Here is a 21,334-nt window from a genome sequence, read left to right on the forward strand (position 1 = left end):
TCAGCGGATCCCTGTCACGTGCACATTTACTTCTACATCTTCGCAGGCGCCTATATTTTTCAAAACATGCACGACATTTTCTATGATATTCTTTGCAACTTCTGTAACCTTTACACCGTACTCAACCTCTATGTACAGGTCAACAACTACTTTACCGGTGTCGAGTTCCTCTACTTTTATTCTCTCTTCTTCTTTTTCACCAAAGAGTTTTCCAAAGAAACTCTCAGAAGCAATGTTCACAGGTCCATAGCTCTGAGCTGTTGCAATATAAGCAAGTTTCTTAAGTGTCTTCAAACTTATTTGCAACTCTCCGTAATCCAATTTGATTACCATGCATAAACCTCCTTTTTTAAAAATGATACCACAGCTTCAAAAATCCCTTCTGGATCGAGCTTACATAGCTTCAGCAATTCCTCTCTGGATCCGTGTGGTATGAATTCTTCTGTTACACCAAGTGTGAGCACGGGTTTTTTGATATCACGTTTGTTCATGAAGGCAATCACACTTTCTCCAAAACCTCCGTTTAGAAAGCCTTCTTCAATCGTGACAAATAAATCATGATTTTCGATGATAAAATTCATTGTTGCTTCGTCTAATGGTTTGACGCATCTAATATAGACGATTGTGGGATCCAGTGACAACAATTTTTCAACTTGATTTACCATGCTTCCAACTGCCAAGATGGCTATTTTACCATTTCCTTTTCTGATGATATCCCATTTGAATGGTTTTATTATCTTTGACTTGGTCCACAGTTCATCAAAATTTGCTCTCTGATAATCTTTTGTATATCTGATTGCTATTACCCCTTTTATATCTTTCTCGACAATAGTCCTCAATAAGCATACCAGATCGAATAAGTTCGATGGTGTAAAGATTATTGATTTTGGTATTGTTCTGAATAATGCTATGTCAGATAAACCATGATGTGTTGGACCATCTTCACCAACAAGCCCTGCTCTGTCAATTGCAAAGACAACGTCAAGATTCTGCAACGCTACGTCATGGATTATCTGGTCGTATGCCCTTTGCAAAAAAGTTGAATATATCGCGACGAATGGTTTAAACCCCATAGTTGATAGTCCTGCAGCGAATGTTACGCAAGATTGCTCGGTTATGCCAAGGTCTGCAAATCTATTAGGTAAGCTTTGTGAAAAACGTTTTAAACCAGTCCCGTCTGGCATTGCCGCAGTTATTGCAAAGATTCTATCGTCTTTTTGAGCCAATCTCAACAAGGTCTCTCCAAAAACCTCACTGTAGGAAATGTACCCTTGTTTCCTAACTGGTTCTCCAGACTCTGGATCGAATTTCGGGGCATTGTGAAAGGTTACACAGTCTTTTTCGGCCGGCTCATATCCTTTACCCTTTTTAGTAACAACGTGAACGACTACTGGATAGTCATAATGTTTTATTCTCTTAAAAACAGCCGTCATTAACTCGAGATCGTGTCCATCTATGGGTCCTATGTGTTTTAATCCCAAAGACTCAAAAAAGTCAGGACCAGAGATGAAATGTTTCATACCCTCTCGAATTCTTTTCAATTCATCTTCAATATTCTTCCCCAACTCTGATCCTTCAAGTGCCTTCTTCACAAGTTGTTTGAATTTCACATAAGCAGGGATCGTTCGCAGTTTTGCAAAAGTTTCAGAAAGGGCTCCAACGTTTGGAGCGATCGACATACCATTGTCGTTCAAGATGATCTTCAGTTTAGAATCCATGGTCCTCAATTGATTCAGACTTTCTAATGCTTCACCATTTGTCAATGCACCATCACCTATTACTACCAGAATATTTTTTCGTTGATTTTTCAACCTTAGAGCCTTTTCTATACCAAGTGCCGCGGCGATAGAAGTCCCAGCGTGACCGGCGCCAAATCTATCCAATGTGGATTCCTTTAATGAGGTATAACCGCTGATTCCACCGAATTTTCTGAGTGTTGCAAATTCGTCCCATCTACCTGTCAGCAATTTATGTGTATAGCATTGGTGAGAAGTATCCCAAATTATTATATCTTGCCTTGGATCAAAGACATTGTATAATGCGAGTGTCAAATCAACAGTACCTAAATTTGAAGAAAGGTGTCCTCCATTCATAGAAACTATTTGTATTATACGTTCTCTTACAAGCTGAGAAATCTGTTTGAGCTTTGAAATATCTGCTCCAACTACATCATCGAGATTCAAGGTCTGTCCCCTCCATTAATTGTTGAGCTTGTGCATAGACATCTTGAATTTGTATCTTCGCTTCATTGAGCATTACAAGCAATTCCTTGTATATCTCGATGCCTTTGTTATAAAGTTCTATCGCTTCGTCAAAGGACATATCTTCCTGTTCGAGCTTTTCTACAATCTTTTCCAACTCATTTATCATCTGGTCGATTTTCACCAACTATCACCTTCACAACTCCGTCTGAAAATCGGACGGTCAATTTATCATGTTTGTTCAACCGCAAAGAGCTTTTCACCCAACGTCCATCTTTTTCAACGATTGCATAGCCTCTTTGGAGTACGTTGATCGGATTGAGTGAAGACAGACGCATTTCCAAAAACTCTGATTTTTTCTCACAGATCAATATGTGTCTTTGCATAAAAGTGGTTAGGTTCTTTGACATAATTTGTAGAGAATTTGTTTTCTCTGAGATTTTATCAACCATAGACTTCAAAAGCCTTTTCCCAGTATTTTGAGCGAGAATCAGATTGGTTTTTATTTTCTGTTCCATGTGAATATTCATCTTTTGCATCAGAGTGATTGCATAACTCAACACTTGTGATTTTTCTGGTACCGCAGCCTGCGCAGCGGCTGTTGGTGTATGAGCTGAATAATCAGCCACAAGGTCTATTAAAACTGTATCTATCTGATGACCTATTCCAGAAATAACAGGGTGTCTCAATTTGTAAACAGCCCTGACAACTTCTTCATCGTTGAAGATCCACAAATCGTCTGCCGACCCGCCTCCTCTGGTGATCAGGACCACATCAAGATCTTCAGAGTTCGCATCCTTCAATGCCTTTATCAAGGAAATCTTCGCATCTTCTCCTTGAACTCCTGTGTGGTACAGCAAGATTTCTACAAATGGATATCTTTCAGATATAGTTCTCAAAACATCTTGATAAGCTGCCGAGCTTCTCGATGTTATGATTCCTATTCTTCTTGGATATTTGGGTAGAGAACGTTTTGGTTTTTCAAAGATTCCTTCTTTTTGAAGTTTTTCATAGACTTCTCTCATTTTCATGAAGAGTAAGCCACGCTGTGGCAAAATCTTCAATTGCTTACATTGAAATCTGTATACACCTCTTGGTGGATAGACTCTGACATCGCCATAAGCATGAACCGTCTGCCCATCTGTTAGATTAACACCTCTCAGAGCCGCTCCAAAAAAGACACATCCTATGGTTGTGAACTCATCTTTGAGTGAGAAAAACAAATGTCCATTTCTCTCTTTGCAATCGACCACTTCACCAACAATTTGTATGTCAGTGAGATATGGATCATCGTTTATCAGATTTTCTATATAGTAATTGACTTCACTTACTGTATAAATCTTTTCCACAAGAATCGCCCTTTTTCATGAAATCGTGAGCAATCCGTATAACTTCATCTGGTAAACCAAATCTTTTTGCCACAGTTATAGCGACATTTTGATCAAAATCCTTTCCTTTTCTCAAAGAGTAGTCTATCATCTTGTGCGGATCGATGGCATCTGCATCCTTTATTTTTCCACACATATACACATTTGACGCGCTCTTGACAATCGCCGGATAGTGAGTTGTAAAAAAGGCAAAATCGTCAAACTCATCAAGATACTTGGCTACAGCAAAAGCCAAAGCCTCACCTTCAATTGGATTAGTTGTTGAGCCAAATTCATCGATTAAGATTAATTTTTTCCCAAGGGTTTCAACAATACTCACAAACGAAGATATCTCTCTTGCGAAGGAACTAAGACCCAGCTCTTCACCTTTAGAAAGATATCTCACAGAATCAAAAATAGGTGAAGAAAATACTTCACACGGGACTGGAAAGCCAAGCTGCATGAGAACAACTAAACTTCCCACTGTTCTCAACAAAGACGTCTTACCACCCATATTTGGTCCATACAACACCGTAACACCTTCAGTTGCATCGACACTCACGGGATAATACGTGTAATTGTTTTCCTCGCAGTGTTCAACGATCGGTGGAAATCTCCCTCCTTTAATCATCAATTCATCAGAAATTTGAGGTTTACAACATTTCATGTCAAAGTAGAAATAATATCTGCAAAGATCAAGATCGATTTGCTGAACCAATCTTTCGCATAATTTGAGAGTGTTCAAAAAACGATCTACAGCCTTTGAAAGCTCGTTCAAAATAGTTTCTTCCTCAATTTTCATTTGATCTTCTATCATCTTCAAATGATCAGATAACTCTAAAATCTCTTGTGAATATCTGATTCTCAGGTGATATCTTTCATTCGATCTTCTAATTACTTCAACTAAATTTTCCTTGAGTAATCTTTCTCCAAGCTGCCTATCACACGTGAATTCTTCACCAGGTAATTTTACTGAGAATTTCTTTTCTATTTCATCTTTCAAAGATTTCAATTTTTCTTCAATCTTTTTGGAAGTATGAAGATATTTCTTTCGAAGATCAAGGAGTTTTTCAGACTGTAGATAAAAATTTAAAGATTCAGAGGTTAATTTTGCAAGAATCTTCCACAAACCAGTCAAATCTGGAAGATCCCAGATGTCTTTCACCAAATCTGAGATTTTCATCACGTAATAGACAAATCTTTTTAGTTTTGCAAAATCACCTATGCTATCGAAACCATTTTCAATTTGCTGTCTGATACATCCTAAAAGAGTCAGATGATCTCTTGTTGTTTGAACGATTGATCTATCAAGTTCCAATACTTTTTGAAGCCTTTCCCAATGTTCACAAAATTCCCTTTTACTCTTTATGACAGGTCGAAGTTCCTTGAAAAAATCCTTACCATATTCCGTCACGGGTTGAAAGTTTGATAGAATCCTGTCGATCATCACGAAATTTCGTGTCGCATCATCCAAAAACAGAGAGGATTCCTCCCAAAGAATTATACCCGAAAATAACAAAAAGACTTATCACCACAAGTGAAAACAAAAATGGGGCACAAGCCCCATTAACTGATGACCAAAAGTATTAAAGGTGCAAAAACTTCTGCCACAAGTGACATAACAGTGATCATTGTGTTCAATGATGGTCCAGCAGTGTCTTTAAATGGATCACCAACGGTATCACCAACAACTGCTGCCTTGTGTGCCTCTGAGCCCTTTCCGCCATGATGTCCTTCTTCTATGAATTTCTTTGCATTGTCCCATGCACCACCTGCATTTGCCATGAACAAAGCGAAGATAATTCCAGTTACAATGCTACCAGCAAGGAAACCAGCCAAGGCTTCTTTACCAAGAAAGATTAAGGTCAATGCCGGAGCTATTATTGATAAAACGCCAGGCAAGATTAACTCTTTTAAAGCACCAGCTGTCGCTATATCAACACATTTTGCATAATCTGGTTTACTTGTTCCTTCGATGAGTCCTGGGATTTCCCTGAACTGTCTTCTGATTTCCTCAACCATCCTTTCGGAATTCCTACCTACCGCCAAGATCAGCAACGCTGAAAGCAATGGAGGCATCATCGCACCAATGAAAATACCTGCGATAACTTGTGGAGAGATCAGTTCCAAAGATTTGATATCCACCAAATGGGTATAGGCTGCAAACAAGGCTAAAACTGTCAATGCAGCAGAGCCTATTGCAAAACCTTTTGTTATGGCCTTTGATGTGTTTCCAGCTGCATCGAGCATATCTGTCACCGCTATGACATCTTCACCAAGTCCAGATTGTTCAGCTACACCTTTTGCGTTATCAGATATCGGACCATATGCATCAGCCGAGATGATCATACCAACAATTGAAAGCATACCAAGTGCGGCATTCGCAATACCATAGAATGGGTCAATGCCGAAAGCCTTTGCAAGGTACCAAGAAGCGATCGTCGCAATTGAAATACACAAGATCGGCGGTACAATACTGACAAGTCCGTATGAGAAACCCGTCAGAATATTTATAGCAGTACCAGTGACAGATGCCTCGGCAACCTGTTTGGTTGGTTTTTTCTCGATTGAGGTGAAATAATCTGAAGTCAGTCCTATGGCAACACCCGCACCAAGACCTGCCAGTGTTGGTAAAAACACCCCAAGCCACTTTGAACCTTCAAGTCCAGAGAATTTGGTCACAAAAAACAGAAGAACTACAAAAATGAAACAAGTCGAAAATGTTCCCATATTGAGTGCCCTACCAGGACTTTTCTTGATAGTCCTTGTTACAAAGACAAGCCCAAGCATTGAAGCAAAAAGCCCCATCGCAGCAATTAAAAGTGGCATTGTCGTTAGAATTGCTCCACCAAGTTCTGAACCGATTATCATCGCAGCGATCACACTCGCAATATATGAATCTGTCAAATCTGCGCCCATTCCTGCAACATCTCCAACGTTATCTCCAACATTATCTGCAATCACCGCTGGGTTTCTGGGATCATCCTCAGGTATTCCAAGTTCAACTTTTCCAACAAGATCTGCGCTTATATCTGCAGTTTTTGTATAGATACCCCCACCGGCTTTTGCAAACAATGCAAGTGCGCTCGCTCCAAAGCTAAACCCCAAAACCACATTAGAAGCATCTGAATCACTCCAACCAAAACCGACCTTGAAAACAAAAAACAATATAGCGATTCCCAAAAGCGATATCCCAACCACAAACATTCCCATAACAGCTCCACCGTAAAAAGCAACTGGAAAAGCCGCTTTGAGTCCATTTCTTGCAGATGATGCGACTCTGACGTTGGTTTCAACGGCTGCTCTCATCCCCAGATAAGCGGCAATGGTAGTACAAATAGACCCAAATACATAAGCAATGGCCATACTCAACCCTATGGAAGGGCTTTTGATAAAACCACTCACCAAACCGATGATCACAGCCATTATTACTACGAAAACCGCTAAAGTCTTATTCTGCCTTCTCAAATAGGCAAGTGCTCCTTCTTTGATAGCTGAAGCTATTTGTTTCATCTTCTCTGTGCCAGAGTCTTTTTTCAATACATAGGCATACAGTCCAAGTGCAAGACAGATGGAACCAATTCCTGCAGACAGAGCCAGAACAAACCAGCTCACAAGATCACCCCCATTTAATGTGTTTCAAAGAACGACTACATTCTCACCCTTTATACCAAAATTTTTTAATACATTCTTTGTGTCGAAAATTAACTCGCTATTTTCAACTATCACACTGTAATCAATTCTCTTCTTGTGTGCAGTTGTTATTATTACTATATCAGCCCATCTGCAAAGTTCCTTAGTGAGCTTTTCTGTTTTTCTATCTCCTTCCTTGTAATAGAATTTCTCAACATATGGATCAACAACAACGACATCTGCCATATTTTTTTCAAGATGCTCGAGTACCTTTAATGCCGGTGACTCTCTGACATCATCTATATCCCCTTTATATGCTATACCAACCAGCAATACTTTTGCACCATTCATACATTTTTTTCTTTGATTCAACAATTGCATAGCTCTATGAACAACATATTCTGGCATATAATCGTTTATCTCTCCAGCCAATTCGATGAGTCTGGTATGGTAATCATATTCGCGCGCTTTGTAAGTTAAATAAAATGGATCGATTGGTATACAATGTCCCCCAACACCAGGCCCTGGGTAAAACGGCATGAAACCAAATGGCTTAGTAGAAGCTGCCTCTATTACTTCCCAAATGTTTATTTTCATCTTTTCTGCGACAATAGCCATTTCATTTATAAGGGCTATGTTGACTATTCTAAAGGTATTTTCCAAGATCTTTGACATCTCTGCCTCTTTTGGTGAAGAAACGACGAAAACCGGAGCTTCAAGTACGCTCTCATAAAGTAATCTTGCAACTTCCGTTGATTTTTTCCCAACACCCCCGACGACCTTTGGAGTGTTCTTGGTTTTATAAATGAGATTTCCTGGATCTACTCTCTCCGGGCTGAAGGCAAGGTAGAAATCCTCTTCGCATTTTAAGCCTGTAGATTCGAGTATTGGTTTTACAACTTCTTCAGTCGTACCAGGATAAGTAGTAGACTCGAGTACCACGAGCATTTCTCTGTGAAGTCTTTTGGCGATGTCTTTCGCTGTATTGACAATATAGGTCAAATCTGGTTGCTTGAATTTATCCAACGGTGTCGGCACACATATAGTTGCCACATCACATTCTCTGAGTCTGTCAAAATCATTTGTCGCATGGAGTTTTTCTTCACTCACAAGTCTTTGCAAATCCTCTGTGACAACATCACCAATGTAATTCTGCCCACGATTGACCATGTCAACACGTCTTTTTTGGATGTCAAAACCTATCACCTTGAAACCTGCTTTTGCTTTCTCAACGGCAAGCGGTAATCCAACATATCCAAGCCCGATGACACCAACCACAGCAGATTTGTTGAGTATTTTTTCCTTCAGCATTTTTTCGCCTCCTTGAAATATTCGTCCATACACTTTACGACATACTCTATCTCTGGTTCGGTGATTTCTGGAAAAATCGGTAAAGCAAGCACTTCCTCACATGCTTTTTCTGTATTTTGGAGTGACCCAAACTCGAAATGTGAGAAGCACTTTTGCTTGTGTAAACCCAGTGGGTAATAAATTGCAGTTTCGACTCCTTTGCTGCTGAGATATTCTTTGAGAGATTCTCTGTGACCATCTTTCACTCTGACTACATATTGATGAAAGATACATCTGAAATCATCATGTACTTGTGGGATCTCTAAAAGATCTAACTTAAGAGAGCTAAATAGTCCATTGTAAGTTCTTGCAATTTTTATTCTTTTCTCGTGGTATTGTTCAAGATATTTGAGTTTAACTCTTAAGATAGCCGCTTGTATTTCATCGAGTCTGCTGTTTATGCCCTCAATCTCATGAAAATATTTTTTCCTTGCACCATGAACTCTGAAGATTTTACAGAAATCAGCTAAGTTATCATCGTTTGTCAATATCATTCCACCATCTCCGCAAGCCCCAAGATTCTTAGTTGGAAAGAAAGACAATGTGGAGAGATCTCCTATAGAGCCACTCTTTTTAATCTCTCCATTCGAATAAATCCAGTAAGAACCAACAGACTGAGCACAATCTTCTATGATTTTTACACCAAAATCATTCCTGATTTTTTCAAGTCTTTGTAAATCAACGGTTCTACCAAATAGATGAACGGGTATTATCGCTTTGATTTTGTCTTTTTTTGGATGGCTTTTCAGTACTTCCTCAACTTGATCAAGATCGATATTAAAGGTTTTTGGATCGATATCTACAAAGATAGGAGTAGCACCATTTCTTGTTATACAACTTGCAGTTGCAAAGAAACTGAAAGCTGTAGTTATCACATAATCTCCCTTGGATATACCAAGTGCTTTAACGGCGATATACAAAGCATCTGAACCATTTGCAACACCTATTGCATGTTTAACTCCAAGATATGCCGACATTTCTTTTTCAAAAGCTTCGACATTTGGTCCCATGATGAATCTGCCTGAATTTAGAACATTATCAATGGCTTGGAGCATTTCATCTCTGATTTCATGATATTGTCTTGTCACATCAAATAGCGGAACCTTCATAATTATCACTCCTTTTTTGTAGAAAGACTCGCCCATCTGTTTGAATCTTGAGAACAAAAATATTCTTCATTTGCAATGATTTAGCCCTTTGTACTATCTTGTCAGCATGTCTGAACGAAGCCACAAGGACTGCATCGTAAGAGATTTCTTTAACCTTACTTGGATTGATAACAATCACTCCATTGATGACGCTGCCTTGTTTGGAATTATCATCGTCAACAAAAGCGACGATATTAACACTTTCACTTGCAAGAACATCAAGAAGAGTCTGTCCAACTATACCAGCGCCGTAAAGGATGACTTTTCTAAAACCTGAACTTGAAAGTTGGTCCAAAACTTCGGTAAATACCTGACGAGAATTTGAGTAAAGCCTTGCCGTTTGTCTGAGATAGCATACCGACAAATATTGCAATCTGAAGATGCCGTCTTGCGTCATTAGATAGGACATTTTCTTCCTGTTTGGTCCTGTTTTTTTTATATATCCTTTTTGCTCAAAAGCAGAGAGATAGCGATTTACCATAGATGGGGCAATCTGAGCGACCTTTGAAAGTTGTTGCTGCGAAACAGAACCATTTGAGAGTATGGTTTTCAAAAGTATGTATTCTCTAAAAAGAGTCGAAGGTTCAAAGAAAAGATTATCATCCATATCAATCACTCACTGAGTGAATTATACTACAACAACTAAACAAATTCCTAAAAATCAAAAAAATCAGAAAACAAGAAAATAGAGCCAGTAAACCAATACATTTAAGACAGTAACAACAAATCCCACTTTAAAAAATTCCATAAATGTGAGATGTACATCTTCTTTCTCGGCATTCTGGACTATGATCACATTACTTGCCGCACCGAGAATCGTGAGATTGCCAGCTATCGTACTACCAGCGGCAAGAGCACAGAGAATCAGATTGCTTGCGCCTTTGAAGAAAGTCAAAAACAGTGCAACAAAAGGAACATTAGAGATAAATTGACTAACACCAACACTCGCTAAAAGTATCTGTGGGATGCTGGAAAAGTTTATGAAAGAAACATATTTCTGGAAAAATCCGCAGTTCCATACGGCTTGCATTGTAATAAACATCGAAACAAAAAAGACAATTGTTGCCCAATCTATTGACTTTAAAATCTTGAATCTTTTGTCACTGAACAAAACAACAGGCAGCGCGGCTATTATCGAAATATAACTGAGTTTTAAGATCTCCTGACCAAAAAAAGTGCCAATTATTCTCATAGCCACGAGTACCAGAAGCACAATTAAAGAAATCTTTGATACACGCGAGAGTTTCTTATCCATTGAAATATCAATCGAATGTTCTATTTCGTCATCACCAAATGATTTTCTGTACAGTAATTTGATGACAAGATATGTCACAAACATATTCACAATTGTTGGGATGAATAGATATTCCGCAAAAACAACAAAAGGACCTTTCATTTGGCTCCCGAGAGCTATCAAGAGATTTTGCGGGTTCCCAATTGGACTTGTAACACTACCAATGGTCACGCCAAAGGCAAGAGCGAGTAACAAAACCTTAGGATCCATCTTGTGTTTTCTTGCCAGATAAATCATCAACGGTGTTCCAACAACGGCAACTGTATCATTCATCAAAAGAGCTGAAAGAAACCCACTAACGAATATGACCAATAAGAGCAAGTTGGAAGAATTTTTTGCCTTTCTGAAGATCAGATAAGAAAGGTGATATAAATACCCACTTTCTCTCATTGCCTCTCCAATGATGAACATACCAATCAAAAAGATAATCACGTCAAAATTTATTGAAAACAAAGCATCTTTGACGCTGATTTGCTTGGTTAATATCAAAAACAAAGCGGCGCCAGTCATAACCTGCCATATTTTAAAAGTTATTTTTCCGATTCTTCTAATTGCAATGAGAACAAAAACAACTAATATAACTATCAAAGGTAGACTCAAGTGCAACACCAACAGATATTTTATGGGTTAAAATCCCTATTTTGGATTAAATTGAAGTTTTAGAAAGGTAACTTTTCAAATAGGTACGAGAAATTATTTTGGTGATACTGCCGTTTTCTCGATATAAGAATTGAGTATATGTTTGGAATTTTCTATCTGTTGAACGGCAATTTTGTAACCATCAAGGCATTCATAGTATGGTAAGATATGACCATCAATAGAATTAAAACCCAAACTGTTTTGAATAATCCCGTCATTTGACACCTCAAAATATCTTGTATCATCGATAAATGATCCATCTGGTAGATGATACCTCAAGGCTACAAAACCATTTTTTGAATTGACCAGATCCTTGCCAAGGGTTATTATTTTCTCATCTTGTATGCCCAAAATGTTGAGTACAGTGGGTAAAAAATCGATCTGTCCTCCCACTGTTTTGATTTCTTCCTCTATTTTTGAACCAGGTATGTGAACAACCAACGGTATGTTCATGGCATCTTTGTATTTATAATCTATTTTGAAAAACTTCGAAACGTCATCTTTTGCCTCTTTATTGAAAGGATACAGTCCCGCGTGATCACCATAGAGTATTACGATAGATTTCTCATACAACCCCGCTTGCTTTAATTTTTCAATGAATCTACCCAGAGCATAATCTGCATAATGTACAGCCTGAAGATAATTACCAAAAATACTTCCTTGATGCTCTGGTAAAAGCTCTAAACTTTTCAATTGATCTGGAATTATGAAAGGTGTATGACTCGAGATAGTTACCAAAAAAGATAAGAACGGCTGTGGGTAGTTCTTCAAGATATCGGTAGCTTGTTCAAAAAAAGAAAGATCGTTCAACCCCATACCAAACACCAAATCTTGATCGAGTTCCTCAAGGCTTATAAAGTCCTCGAAACCAAGGTGTGGGTAGATTTTCTCTCGATTCCAAAACCACCCTACATTACCATGCATGGCAAGTGTGTGAAAGCCTTTTTCTTTCAAGATTCTGGGAAGTGCGTAAAAATCTATATCATCATACTTCTCGTAAGCCACTTCTTCTCCTGGAATATGCAGAGACACCAGAGATACAAATTCAGCATCGGCTGTGTTTCCTGCCCCAGTTTGTTGATAATAATTACTAAAGTAAATAGAATCTCTGTGTACCAATTTGTTCAGATTTGGTGTGACTTCTTGTCCATTGTACTTCATGTCCACCAAGAAGTTCTGAAAAGATTCAAGCTGAATAACTATAACATTCCTATTAGCACCGATTGCCCAGTACTTTTTCTTTGAAACTTGTTGAGAGTCTATCCGAACAGCTGAAGATGCCTCTTGTTTTGATTTGGCGAACAAGTTGGCGATATCATATGCATGATAAGCAATCAGACCATACCTATTAAAAACCTGACTCGATTTGAGTTTTTCAGCCACAAGGGGTGTAATGGCAAAGATTCCGCAGAGTAGTACAGTAGTGAAAACCCACCTTGGCGTTTCGTGAACTATCCCTCTGATAGACAGATATCTTTTTCTGTCGAATATTCCAATTGGTATTAGATCTATCACGAATAATATAGAAAAAAAGTTGGTGAAATATTTTATATTTGTACCGAGTTTACCCACCTGTGGTAATAGGATGAGTTGTCTTACAGATGGCAGGGTTCCAAAGTTTTGAAAATAGAGAAAATCAGCGAATAACACTGCAGACAAGATACAGTACAGCCCAAAACCCCATTCTTTGATGATAAAGGTGAACAAAAAAAATAATAGAAAAACCCAACCTACAGTACCAAGTACTGTGGAAAGCTTGAATACACCAGGTATCGTGATATAGAAAATGCAAATCTTTAAAATACTGAGCATCGATAAAAACAGCATATAGTTTTGAGTGCTTTTGAGCAAAACGATACCTCCATTAAGGATTATACAACCACTGAATTTGTCAATTTCAAAGATTCTTTACAGAAACAAGCCATAAAGCACATCGCATTTATGGGATAGTGAGAAGATTATCAATATGACAACCTATAAGGCATAGCGGTATAATGAGCTGTTAATAATCCCATTCCCTTTAGGGGATTTGGAAGTTTCAAGATGAACAATAATCAAGCTTGTTCCAAAAATAAAACTCTCTCATAACAAAAACCCAGCTTTAGTGAATAAGACAAAAGTAACTTGAAGTTATACTCAACAAAGTTCTGTTATAGCGATGAATAGCAAAGTACATTGAGTTTTCTACACCAAAGTATCATCAGAAAGGCAAAAACAAGAAATTGTTACAAACAAAAAATCGTATACTATATAATGGAAGGCGCCAACCAGGATCCTGGGGAAATACCCCATCGTATATTGCCATAGGTCTAATCTTTTGGGTAAATCCTTATTTGTATTGAAAAATCAAATACTTCGATTTTATACATCAATGTCTTTGAATACTTCACCTTTCGACAGAGCCATCTACACTTTAGAGCAGCAGACAGGACAGGTCCACTAAAATGTCTATGCACCTCTGTCTTTAACCATCCTATTTTTGGTAGTTTTATAAGGTTCTTTCCAAAATCCATTTGAATTTAGGTTTTCCATGAATTTTATTCTTTAGCCAGTCCTCAAGAGTTTTTTCTTGATGTTAGCAAGCAATGACTTCTACTCCAAAAATACTCTTTCTATACGTAGAAGCAGGAAGCTAAACCTTAAACTGAAATATTGTCGTTTACAAAATTGGGAAAAGTCAATACAAAACCTTCTTTTTTTCTAAGGCAGGCAAAAGCCTGCCTTTTTTCAATTTAACACATAACTGTGGATGAATTGCATTTGCAATCGTGATTCCTGACATTTTCTAAATAGATAAGCCTTGTGCGTTGATCTATTCCAAATTCTCTGAAGAGTATAGCATTGCGTAAAAGATATAACTTTGCCATTCATCACTATTCGATAAAGATAGTGTGCTTTCTGGCAAATATTTATGTAAAATTAAATTGAGGTGAAATTATGGTTGAAAAATTAGTTGATTTTTGGAAAGCCTGTTGTTATATTTCAGCTGGTATGATTTACCTCAAAGACAATCCACTTTTGAAGGAACCTCTTAAACCCGAACATATAAAAAACAGATTACTCGGTCATTGGGGCGCTTCACCCGCTTTGAGCTTTGTATATACTCATGCCAATAGAGTGATAAAAAAGTACAATCTGAATGCCATTTTCATTGCCGGACCAGGTCACGGAGCACCTGGCGTGATAGCACCTGTATATCTTGAAGGAACATTGAGCGAATACTATCCAGAGTTCACACAAGATGAAGAAGGTATGAGAAAACTTTTCAAATGCTTTTCTTTTCCAGGTGGTTTTGGCAGTCACTGCACACCTGAATTGCCTGGTTCGATACAGGAAGGTGGTGAGCTTGGTTATTCACTCTCTCATGCCTACGGTGCGATTTTTGATAATCCGAAGCTTGTAGCTATAACAGTTATTGGTGATGGTGAAGCGGAAACAGGACCTCTTGCGGCGTCGTGGCATTCCAACAAATTTCTCAATCCAGCCAGAGACGGTGCCGTCTTACCGATATTGTCTTTGAACGGTTATAAAATAAACAACCCAACGATTCTCTCCCGAATAGAAGAGAGTGAATTGCTTAATTTATTCAAAGGTTATGGTTATGATCCTATCATTGTTGATGGGACCGATGATTATCTTGAATCACATCAAAAAATGATTGAAGCAATGGATAAAAGCATTGAAAGAATAATCGACATCTGGTCTGAGGCTAAAGAAAAAATTGAAAGGCCAATTTTACCTATGATAATCTTGAGGTCTCCAAAGGGTTGGACCGCTCCGAAGACTATAAAAACTCACTACATTGAAGGGTACTGGAGATCGCACCAGGTACCACTTGCTGATGTCAAAGAAAATTTGGATTCTCTGAAAATCTTAGAGCGCTGGCTAATGAGTTATGAACCTGATAAACTCTTTGATCAATCTGGAGGATTGAGAAAAGACTTACTTGAACTCATTCCACCAGACAATTTAAAGATGAGTAAAAATCCGAATGCAAACGGTGGACTTGTCAGAATTCCGCTGAAATTACCACAGTTTAAAGAATTTTCCGTTGATCCTGAGCAACAAAAATACTATGAGAATACCCGCCCATTAGGGGATTATCTTAAAAAAATTATGGATCTCAACCACAATAATTTTAGAGTCTTTGGACCAGATGAAACAAAATCTAACAAACTCGATGCGACGTTTGTTCATGGCAAGACTTGGAATGCGAAAATTTTCCCCGTAGATAGTGATGAAGGCTATCTTTCGACCTTTGGAAGGGTTATGGAAATTCTCTCTGAACATACGATTGAGGGTTGGCTCGAAGGATATTTACTCACAGGTAGACATGGTTTTCTTAACACTTATGAAGGGTTTGCACCTATCATTTCCTCGATGGTCAATCAATTTGGAAAGTGGGTTGATATATCTTCAGACATTCCCTGGAGAATGCCCATTTCTTCTTTGAATTTGTTACTGACTTCTGTCGTATGGCGGCAAGATCACAACGGTTTTACACACCAGGATCCAGGTTTCATAACCTCAATAGTTGATAAATGGCCTAATGTAGTTAGAGTTTATTTTCCACCGGACGCAAATACACTTTTGGCAACAGTATGGCATTGCTTACAAACGACGAACAGAATAAACATCATAGTAGCCGACAAGCAAAAACATCCACAATATTTGAATATTGATGAAGCAACTAAAAATGTGGCAAAAGGTATTGGAATATGGGATTTTGCATCAAACCATCCTCAAGAAGAGCCAGATGTGATTGTGGCAAGTTGTGGTGATATTCCGACCAAGGAGGCTGTTTCGGCAATAAAGATTTTGAAAGAGTTTTTCCCAGAACTTAGAATAAGATTTGTGAATGTGATAAACCTCTTCACCCTAACACCAAATGCCGAACATCCCGACGGATTAACCGACAGAGAGTTTGATTCTTATTTCACCACCGACAAACCTGTTATATTTAATTTTCATGGCTATCCTTGGCTCATACACAGACTTACTTACAGAAGAAAAAACCATGACAATATCCATGTTCGAGGCTATCGTGAAAACAGAAAATATGGAATAGATTCCACCGCGCTTTCGCCGTTTTTGAAAGGTAGGGGAGGCATAACTACACCAATGCAATTGGCAATTTTGAATCAAATTGACAGATTCAGCATAGCGATAGATGTAATAGATAGAGTTGAACACATAAGTCAAAAAGCTGGTTATGCAAGAGATTTGATAAGAAATGCTCAAATTGAAGCCCTCCAATATGCTTATGAACATGGCATAGACAAACCTGATTTTTGAATTTGATTAAAGGGGGGATTGGTTTTGAAAATTAAAGCTGTGTACATCAGCGGTAAATTCACCGTTATGATCCCTCTTTTAGAATTCCTTGTGATATGGATTGGTTTGCCGGTTCTTATCTTCAGTTTACTGAATTGGAAAATTTCTGCCTGGATCATTTTTCTTGGTTTTATTGGAAGTTTGATTCTATCTCTTTTTGTTTGCGTCATAACCTACAGATTTGTAATAAATCTGGCTCGAAAAAAGTATGGTGAAATCTTATTAGAAAATGATTGCCTTAGATATAAAATAGGTAGGCGCAGAGGCATGATCGATTTGAAAAAACCACATGATGTTAGAATTCGCGCCGGATCAAGTGGGTTAGGTCAGCCAGCTGCTCAGATTGATTTTCGACAGACTGGATTAATGATCCATCTTTATGGAGCAATTCGCGAAGAAGTATTGAATGCATTTCCAGAATCGTACTTCATCAGCGAGCTTTCTGTTTTACCAGAAGAAGGTTTATGGGGTTTTACACTTTATACAGATAATCCTGAACAAAAGAGATTTTTCTTTGCCCTGTTAGAACTTCTTTGGAAAAATCGAGATAAAAACACATACTTTCAATCCTATGCACATTATCCTTGGCATCAAAAACCTAACCCAGCTTTCAAGTACATCAAGGTTATAAAAACCGATTCCATGACATTTGAAGAAAAAGAATTTATAAATACAATTTTGACACAGTTTGTGGACAAACTCGAAAACTCCTATGTACGTGCAACTCCAGATTACCTTGTGGGATGGGCTTATAAATCTTTTAAAAGCACATGGACTGGCACTCCAGATTACTATTGTGTAATGCCCATTGGTTATATTCATGTTGAAGTTTCTCTGCCAAAACCGAATTGGAAACCGTTCATTATTGGACATGTTATCTTAGAAACTCTTTCTAATTTAATCGATTCTTCCAGACCATATGGTCCCATCCTTCAGGATCATAGGTACTTATATGTGCGTGGATATAATGAAAATGGTGAAGTTTTGGAAATGGCTTTCGATTGGTATGATTTAACAGATTCACTATATGAGGAATCTGAAATATTTGTTCGGTTTGTTTCCAGCCGTTTCCATTCCTCTTAGATTCGATTGAAACTCGAAGAATGGAGAAAAATGGGTTTTAATGTAATCTGTTTCCATTCCTCTTAGATTCGATTGAAACTTTTTATGAATTCCTTGGGTACAGTAGTCATTCATTTGTTTCCATTCCTCTTAGATTCGATTGAAACTATGTATAGTGCTTGCTCAGGATTCATTGTCTGTGTGGTTTCCATTCCTCTTAGATTCGATTGAAACAATGCTGGGTGTCCATGACAGCTGTGAGCCGTCCTTGTTTCCATTCCTCTTAGATTCGATTGAAACGTTTGACTTTTTCGATCAACTCAGAGGGTAGAATTGGTTTCCATTCCTCTTAGATTCGATTGAAACGATTTTTGCAAAACGAAAACCATACCATGTGAAAGAGTTTCCATTCCTCTTAGATTCGATTGAAACATTATGGAGTACAACAGAGAAATGGGTATTACTTTATGTTTCCATTCCTCTTAGATTCGATTGAAACTTGGGTGCCCATGCACCCAAAAAGGAGGGAAATTTAGTTTCCATTCCTCTTAGATTCGATTGAAACTGGGTGCATGAGCACCCAAAAAAAGGAGGGAATTTTAGTTTCCATTCCTCTTAGATTCGATTGAAACCAGTTCTTCCACCATGATATGCATTTCTTTCTAATTGTTTCCATTCCTCTTAGATTCGATTGAAACGGGGGTGAGATTAATAAGAACAGAGAAAGGAACACGTTTCCATTCCTCTTAGATTCGATTGAAACTTACACGTTTGACTATTGACATGTAACAAATATCAAAGTTTCCATTCCTCTTAGATTCGATTGAAACTTACCACGAATCGACGGTGCTATTGAGTTGAATTCGTTTCCATTCCTCTTAGATTCGATTGAAACTCAGAGGTCTTTATAAGCACTTCAAAGTGCCAGTTGTGTTTCCATTCCTCTTAGATTCGATTGAAACAGATTCTCCACGCTTTGCTCATACACAGCAAGCAACGTTTCCATTCCTCTTAGATTCGATTGAAACTTGAAGGTAATCACGAAGCGAGAACGAGGAAGCAGGTGTTTCCATTCCTCTTAGATTCGATTGAAACCCCGCTTTTACTGTTTCAGTACCACTTGCAATCAGTGTTTCCATTCCTCTTAGATTCGATTGAAACTTGCATCCGAAGCAATGCAACCATTATTCGATGCGTGTTTCCATTCCTCTTAGATTCGATTGAAACGATGCCTCAACTAAAAAAGATGCACTTATAAAACTCAGTTTCCATTCCTCTTAGATTCGATTGAAACTTGAAGGGTATGGCATTCAGCCCAATCCTAACACATAGTTTCCATTCCTCTTAGATTCGATTGAAACCATTGATCGAAAGAATTGCTGCTCTGGAAACGAAAGTGTTTCCATTCCTCTTAGATTCGATTGAAACCGTTTCTCGTACTATGCTTGAATTACCACGAATCGAGTTTCCATTCCTCTTAGATTCGATTGAAACCAGGCCTTTTTGCTTAGTGAGGTGAGAACAATGCCTTGTTTCCATTCCTCTTAGATTCGATTGAAACCCAACTGCAGAATTTCAGGATCATCCGTTTCTACCAGTTTCCATTCCTCTTAGATTCGATTGAAACTTGCAAAACGCTCACCAAGATCGGCAATGGTCTTTAAGTTTCCATTCCTCTTAGATTCGATTGAAACTCTCGACTATCTTCATCATCTTGTGAAAGCTCATTAGTTTCCATTCCTCTTAGATTCGATTGAAACCGGTGAAGATCATGACGAATCAGGATTCAGGATTGTGTTTCCATTCCTCTTAGATTCGATTGAAACGAAAAAGAAAAGCCCGCATCAAAGCGGGCATATCTCGGTTTCCATTCCTCTTAGATTCGATTGAAACACAATTCAGCGTCAAGTACAGACTTAGCCTTACTACAGTTTCCATTCCTCTTAGATTCGATTGAAACCAAAATTGTAGCCACTATTCCTGCAAACTCGGACTGGAGTTTCCATTCCTCTTAGATTCGATTGAAACAATTAGAAGCAGGAAAGAGACAACCATCGCTCCGATGTTTCCATTCCTCTTAGATTCGATTGAAACCTGCCAAAGAAGTCTGTTTATTTCTGTTATCTTATCGTTTCCATTCCTCTTAGATTCGATTGAAACAAAGTACTCCTGCACCGAAAGTAAAAGTTTCGCCAGAGTTTCCATTCCTCTTAGATTCGATTGAAACCTGGCAAGGAACGCTGGGTATACAGTAATGTTTTGAGTTTCCATTCCTCTTAGATTCGATTGAAACGGTGGAGTGTATGTTAAAGGTTATTGGTGAGAGTTTGTTTCCATTCCTCTTAGATTCGATTGAAACGTTAGTGCATTAAGTGTTGCGTTTGTAGTGAACTGGAGTTTCCATTCCTCTTAGATTCGATTGAAACGGTTGAGAAAGACAGATCCTGAAGCCTGCAAAATCCTGTTTCCATTCCTCTTAGATTCGATTGAAACTTTGGTTGACGAAGCAAACATATGGTTTAGTTCTCGGTTTCCATTCCTCTTAGATTCGATTGAAACGGGGTTCGTATTATCCAGACGCTTTAGTTCGTGTATAGTTTCCATTCCTCTTAGATTCGATTGAAACCTATGTTGTGCCCACCAATTCAGCAAATCTTTGTCCCTGTTTCCATTCCTCTTAGATTCGATTGAAACAATGCATCAACAAGTTGTGCACCTTTTATAGTTATGGTTTCCATTCCTCTTAGATTCGATTGAAACATCTATGCTTAAATGTGGCTTTAAAATTATTACACACGGTTTCCATTCCTCTTAGATTCGATTGAAACCAACACCACTCATGTCAACATTTACATTTAATGTATCGTTTCCATTCCTCTTAGATTCGATTGAAACAAGAAATTTACATGATTTTCTGATTATTTGTAATAGGTTTCCATTCCTCTTAGATTCGATTGAAACCACTTGATCTTGCACTTGTTGGGGTCAAGAAAATAATCGTTTCCATTCCTCTTAGATTCGATTGAAACTGTTCTTGCGAACGCGAAATAGTTATGAAAAGTGTGTAGTTTCCATTCCTCTTAGATTCGATTGAAACCGTGTGAAGGCTGGTTTATCATCAGCCCTGAGTCGATGTTTCCATTCCTCTTAGATTCGATTGAAACTGGCTTCCAGGGTGGAAGGAAGCAACAGAAAATTGGGTTTCCATTCCTCTTAGATTCGATTGAAACGTCTGTATCACAATAATATACATTTTGCCATCCTGTTTCGTTTCCATTCCTCTTAGATTCGATTGAAACTTATCGG

General features: G+C 38.2%; 12 protein-coding genes and 1 CRISPR repeat array (1 of these 13 cut by a window edge). Of the genes, 1 reads left to right on the plus strand and 11 read right to left on the minus strand.

Going from position 1 to position 21,334, the window contains the following annotated elements:
• The 11 genes from TSP02S_RS01030 to TSP02S_RS01080 all read right to left on the minus strand — a co-directional run bounded on the left by TSP02S_RS01030 (position 1) and on the right by TSP02S_RS01080 (position 13,483).
• Positions 1 to 333 (minus strand): Asp23/Gls24 family envelope stress response protein, encoded by a 333-nt coding sequence (locus tag TSP02S_RS01030; RefSeq protein WP_041081220.1) that lies wholly within the window; start codon positions 331 to 333, stop codon positions 1 to 3.
• The gene (gene dxs / locus TSP02S_RS01035) at positions 327 to 2,183 is read right to left on the minus strand and encodes a 1-deoxy-D-xylulose-5-phosphate synthase (RefSeq protein WP_041081221.1); all 1,857 of its coding nucleotides are present in this window, start codon (positions 2,181 to 2,183) and stop codon (positions 327 to 329) included. Before dxs ends, TSP02S_RS01030 begins: the two co-directional genes overlap by 7 nt.
• A complete protein-coding gene (gene xseB / locus TSP02S_RS01040) occupies positions 2,170 to 2,370 on the minus strand; it encodes an exodeoxyribonuclease VII small subunit (RefSeq protein WP_232503729.1) in 201 nt (66 codons plus the stop codon). Before xseB ends, dxs begins: the two co-directional genes overlap by 14 nt.
• Positions 2,360 to 3,550, minus strand: coding sequence for an exodeoxyribonuclease VII large subunit (gene xseA / locus TSP02S_RS01045; protein ID WP_052465247.1), 1,191 nt, complete (start codon positions 3,548 to 3,550; stop codon positions 2,360 to 2,362). The genes xseB and xseA overlap by 11 nt, the downstream gene beginning before the upstream one ends.
• Complete coding sequence (locus TSP02S_RS01050; protein WP_232503730.1) at positions 3,525 to 5,015, minus strand: MutS-related protein; 1,491 nt, start codon at positions 5,013 to 5,015, stop codon at positions 3,525 to 3,527. Before TSP02S_RS01050 ends, xseA begins: the two co-directional genes overlap by 26 nt.
• A gap of 119 nt (positions 5,016 to 5,134) precedes the next feature.
• Positions 5,135 to 7,183 carry a sodium-translocating pyrophosphatase gene (locus TSP02S_RS01055; RefSeq protein WP_041081226.1) on the minus strand — a complete coding sequence of 683 codons (2,049 nt, stop codon included), beginning with the start codon at positions 7,181 to 7,183 and terminating at the stop codon, positions 5,135 to 5,137.
• Between the two features lie 24 nt (positions 7,184 to 7,207).
• Entirely contained in the window at positions 7,208 to 8,512 is a 1,305-nt protein-coding gene (locus tag TSP02S_RS01060) for a nucleotide sugar dehydrogenase (RefSeq protein WP_041081228.1), read from the minus strand.
• Entirely contained in the window at positions 8,506 to 9,660 is a 1,155-nt protein-coding gene (locus TSP02S_RS01065; protein WP_041081230.1) for a DegT/DnrJ/EryC1/StrS family aminotransferase, read from the minus strand. Before TSP02S_RS01065 ends, TSP02S_RS01060 begins: the two co-directional genes overlap by 7 nt.
• Complete coding sequence (locus tag TSP02S_RS01070; protein ID WP_052465248.1) at positions 9,641 to 10,306, minus strand: winged helix-turn-helix transcriptional regulator; 666 nt, start codon at positions 10,304 to 10,306, stop codon at positions 9,641 to 9,643. The genes TSP02S_RS01065 and TSP02S_RS01070 overlap by 20 nt, the downstream gene beginning before the upstream one ends.
• 63 nt (positions 10,307 to 10,369) lie before the next feature.
• Complete coding sequence (locus TSP02S_RS01075) at positions 10,370 to 11,602, minus strand: ArsB/NhaD family transporter (RefSeq protein WP_232503731.1); 1,233 nt, start codon at positions 11,600 to 11,602, stop codon at positions 10,370 to 10,372.
• 84 nt (positions 11,603 to 11,686) lie between these two features.
• Positions 11,687 to 13,483, minus strand: a complete 1,797-nt coding sequence (locus TSP02S_RS01080) for an LTA synthase family protein (protein ID WP_052465249.1) — start codon at positions 13,481 to 13,483, stop codon at positions 11,687 to 11,689.
• Positions 13,484 to 14,569: 1,086 nt separating this feature from the next.
• On the opposite strand from TSP02S_RS01080, the gene TSP02S_RS01085 reads away from it, so the two are divergent.
• Positions 14,570 to 16,927 (plus strand): phosphoketolase family protein, encoded by a 2,358-nt coding sequence (locus tag TSP02S_RS01085; protein WP_041081234.1) that lies wholly within the window; start codon positions 14,570 to 14,572, stop codon positions 16,925 to 16,927.
• A gap of 1,105 nt (positions 16,928 to 18,032) precedes the next feature.
• A CRISPR array of direct repeats spans positions 18,033 to 21,334; the repeat unit is 30 nt; unit sequence GTTTCCATTCCTCTTAGATTCGATTGAAAC; it runs 2,584 nt beyond the window's last position.

Origin of the sequence: Thermotoga profunda AZM34c06 (genome assembly GCF_000828675.1) — a bacterium.
GTDB classification, from domain to species: domain Bacteria; phylum Thermotogota; class Thermotogae; order Thermotogales; family DSM-5069; genus Pseudothermotoga_B; species Pseudothermotoga_B profunda.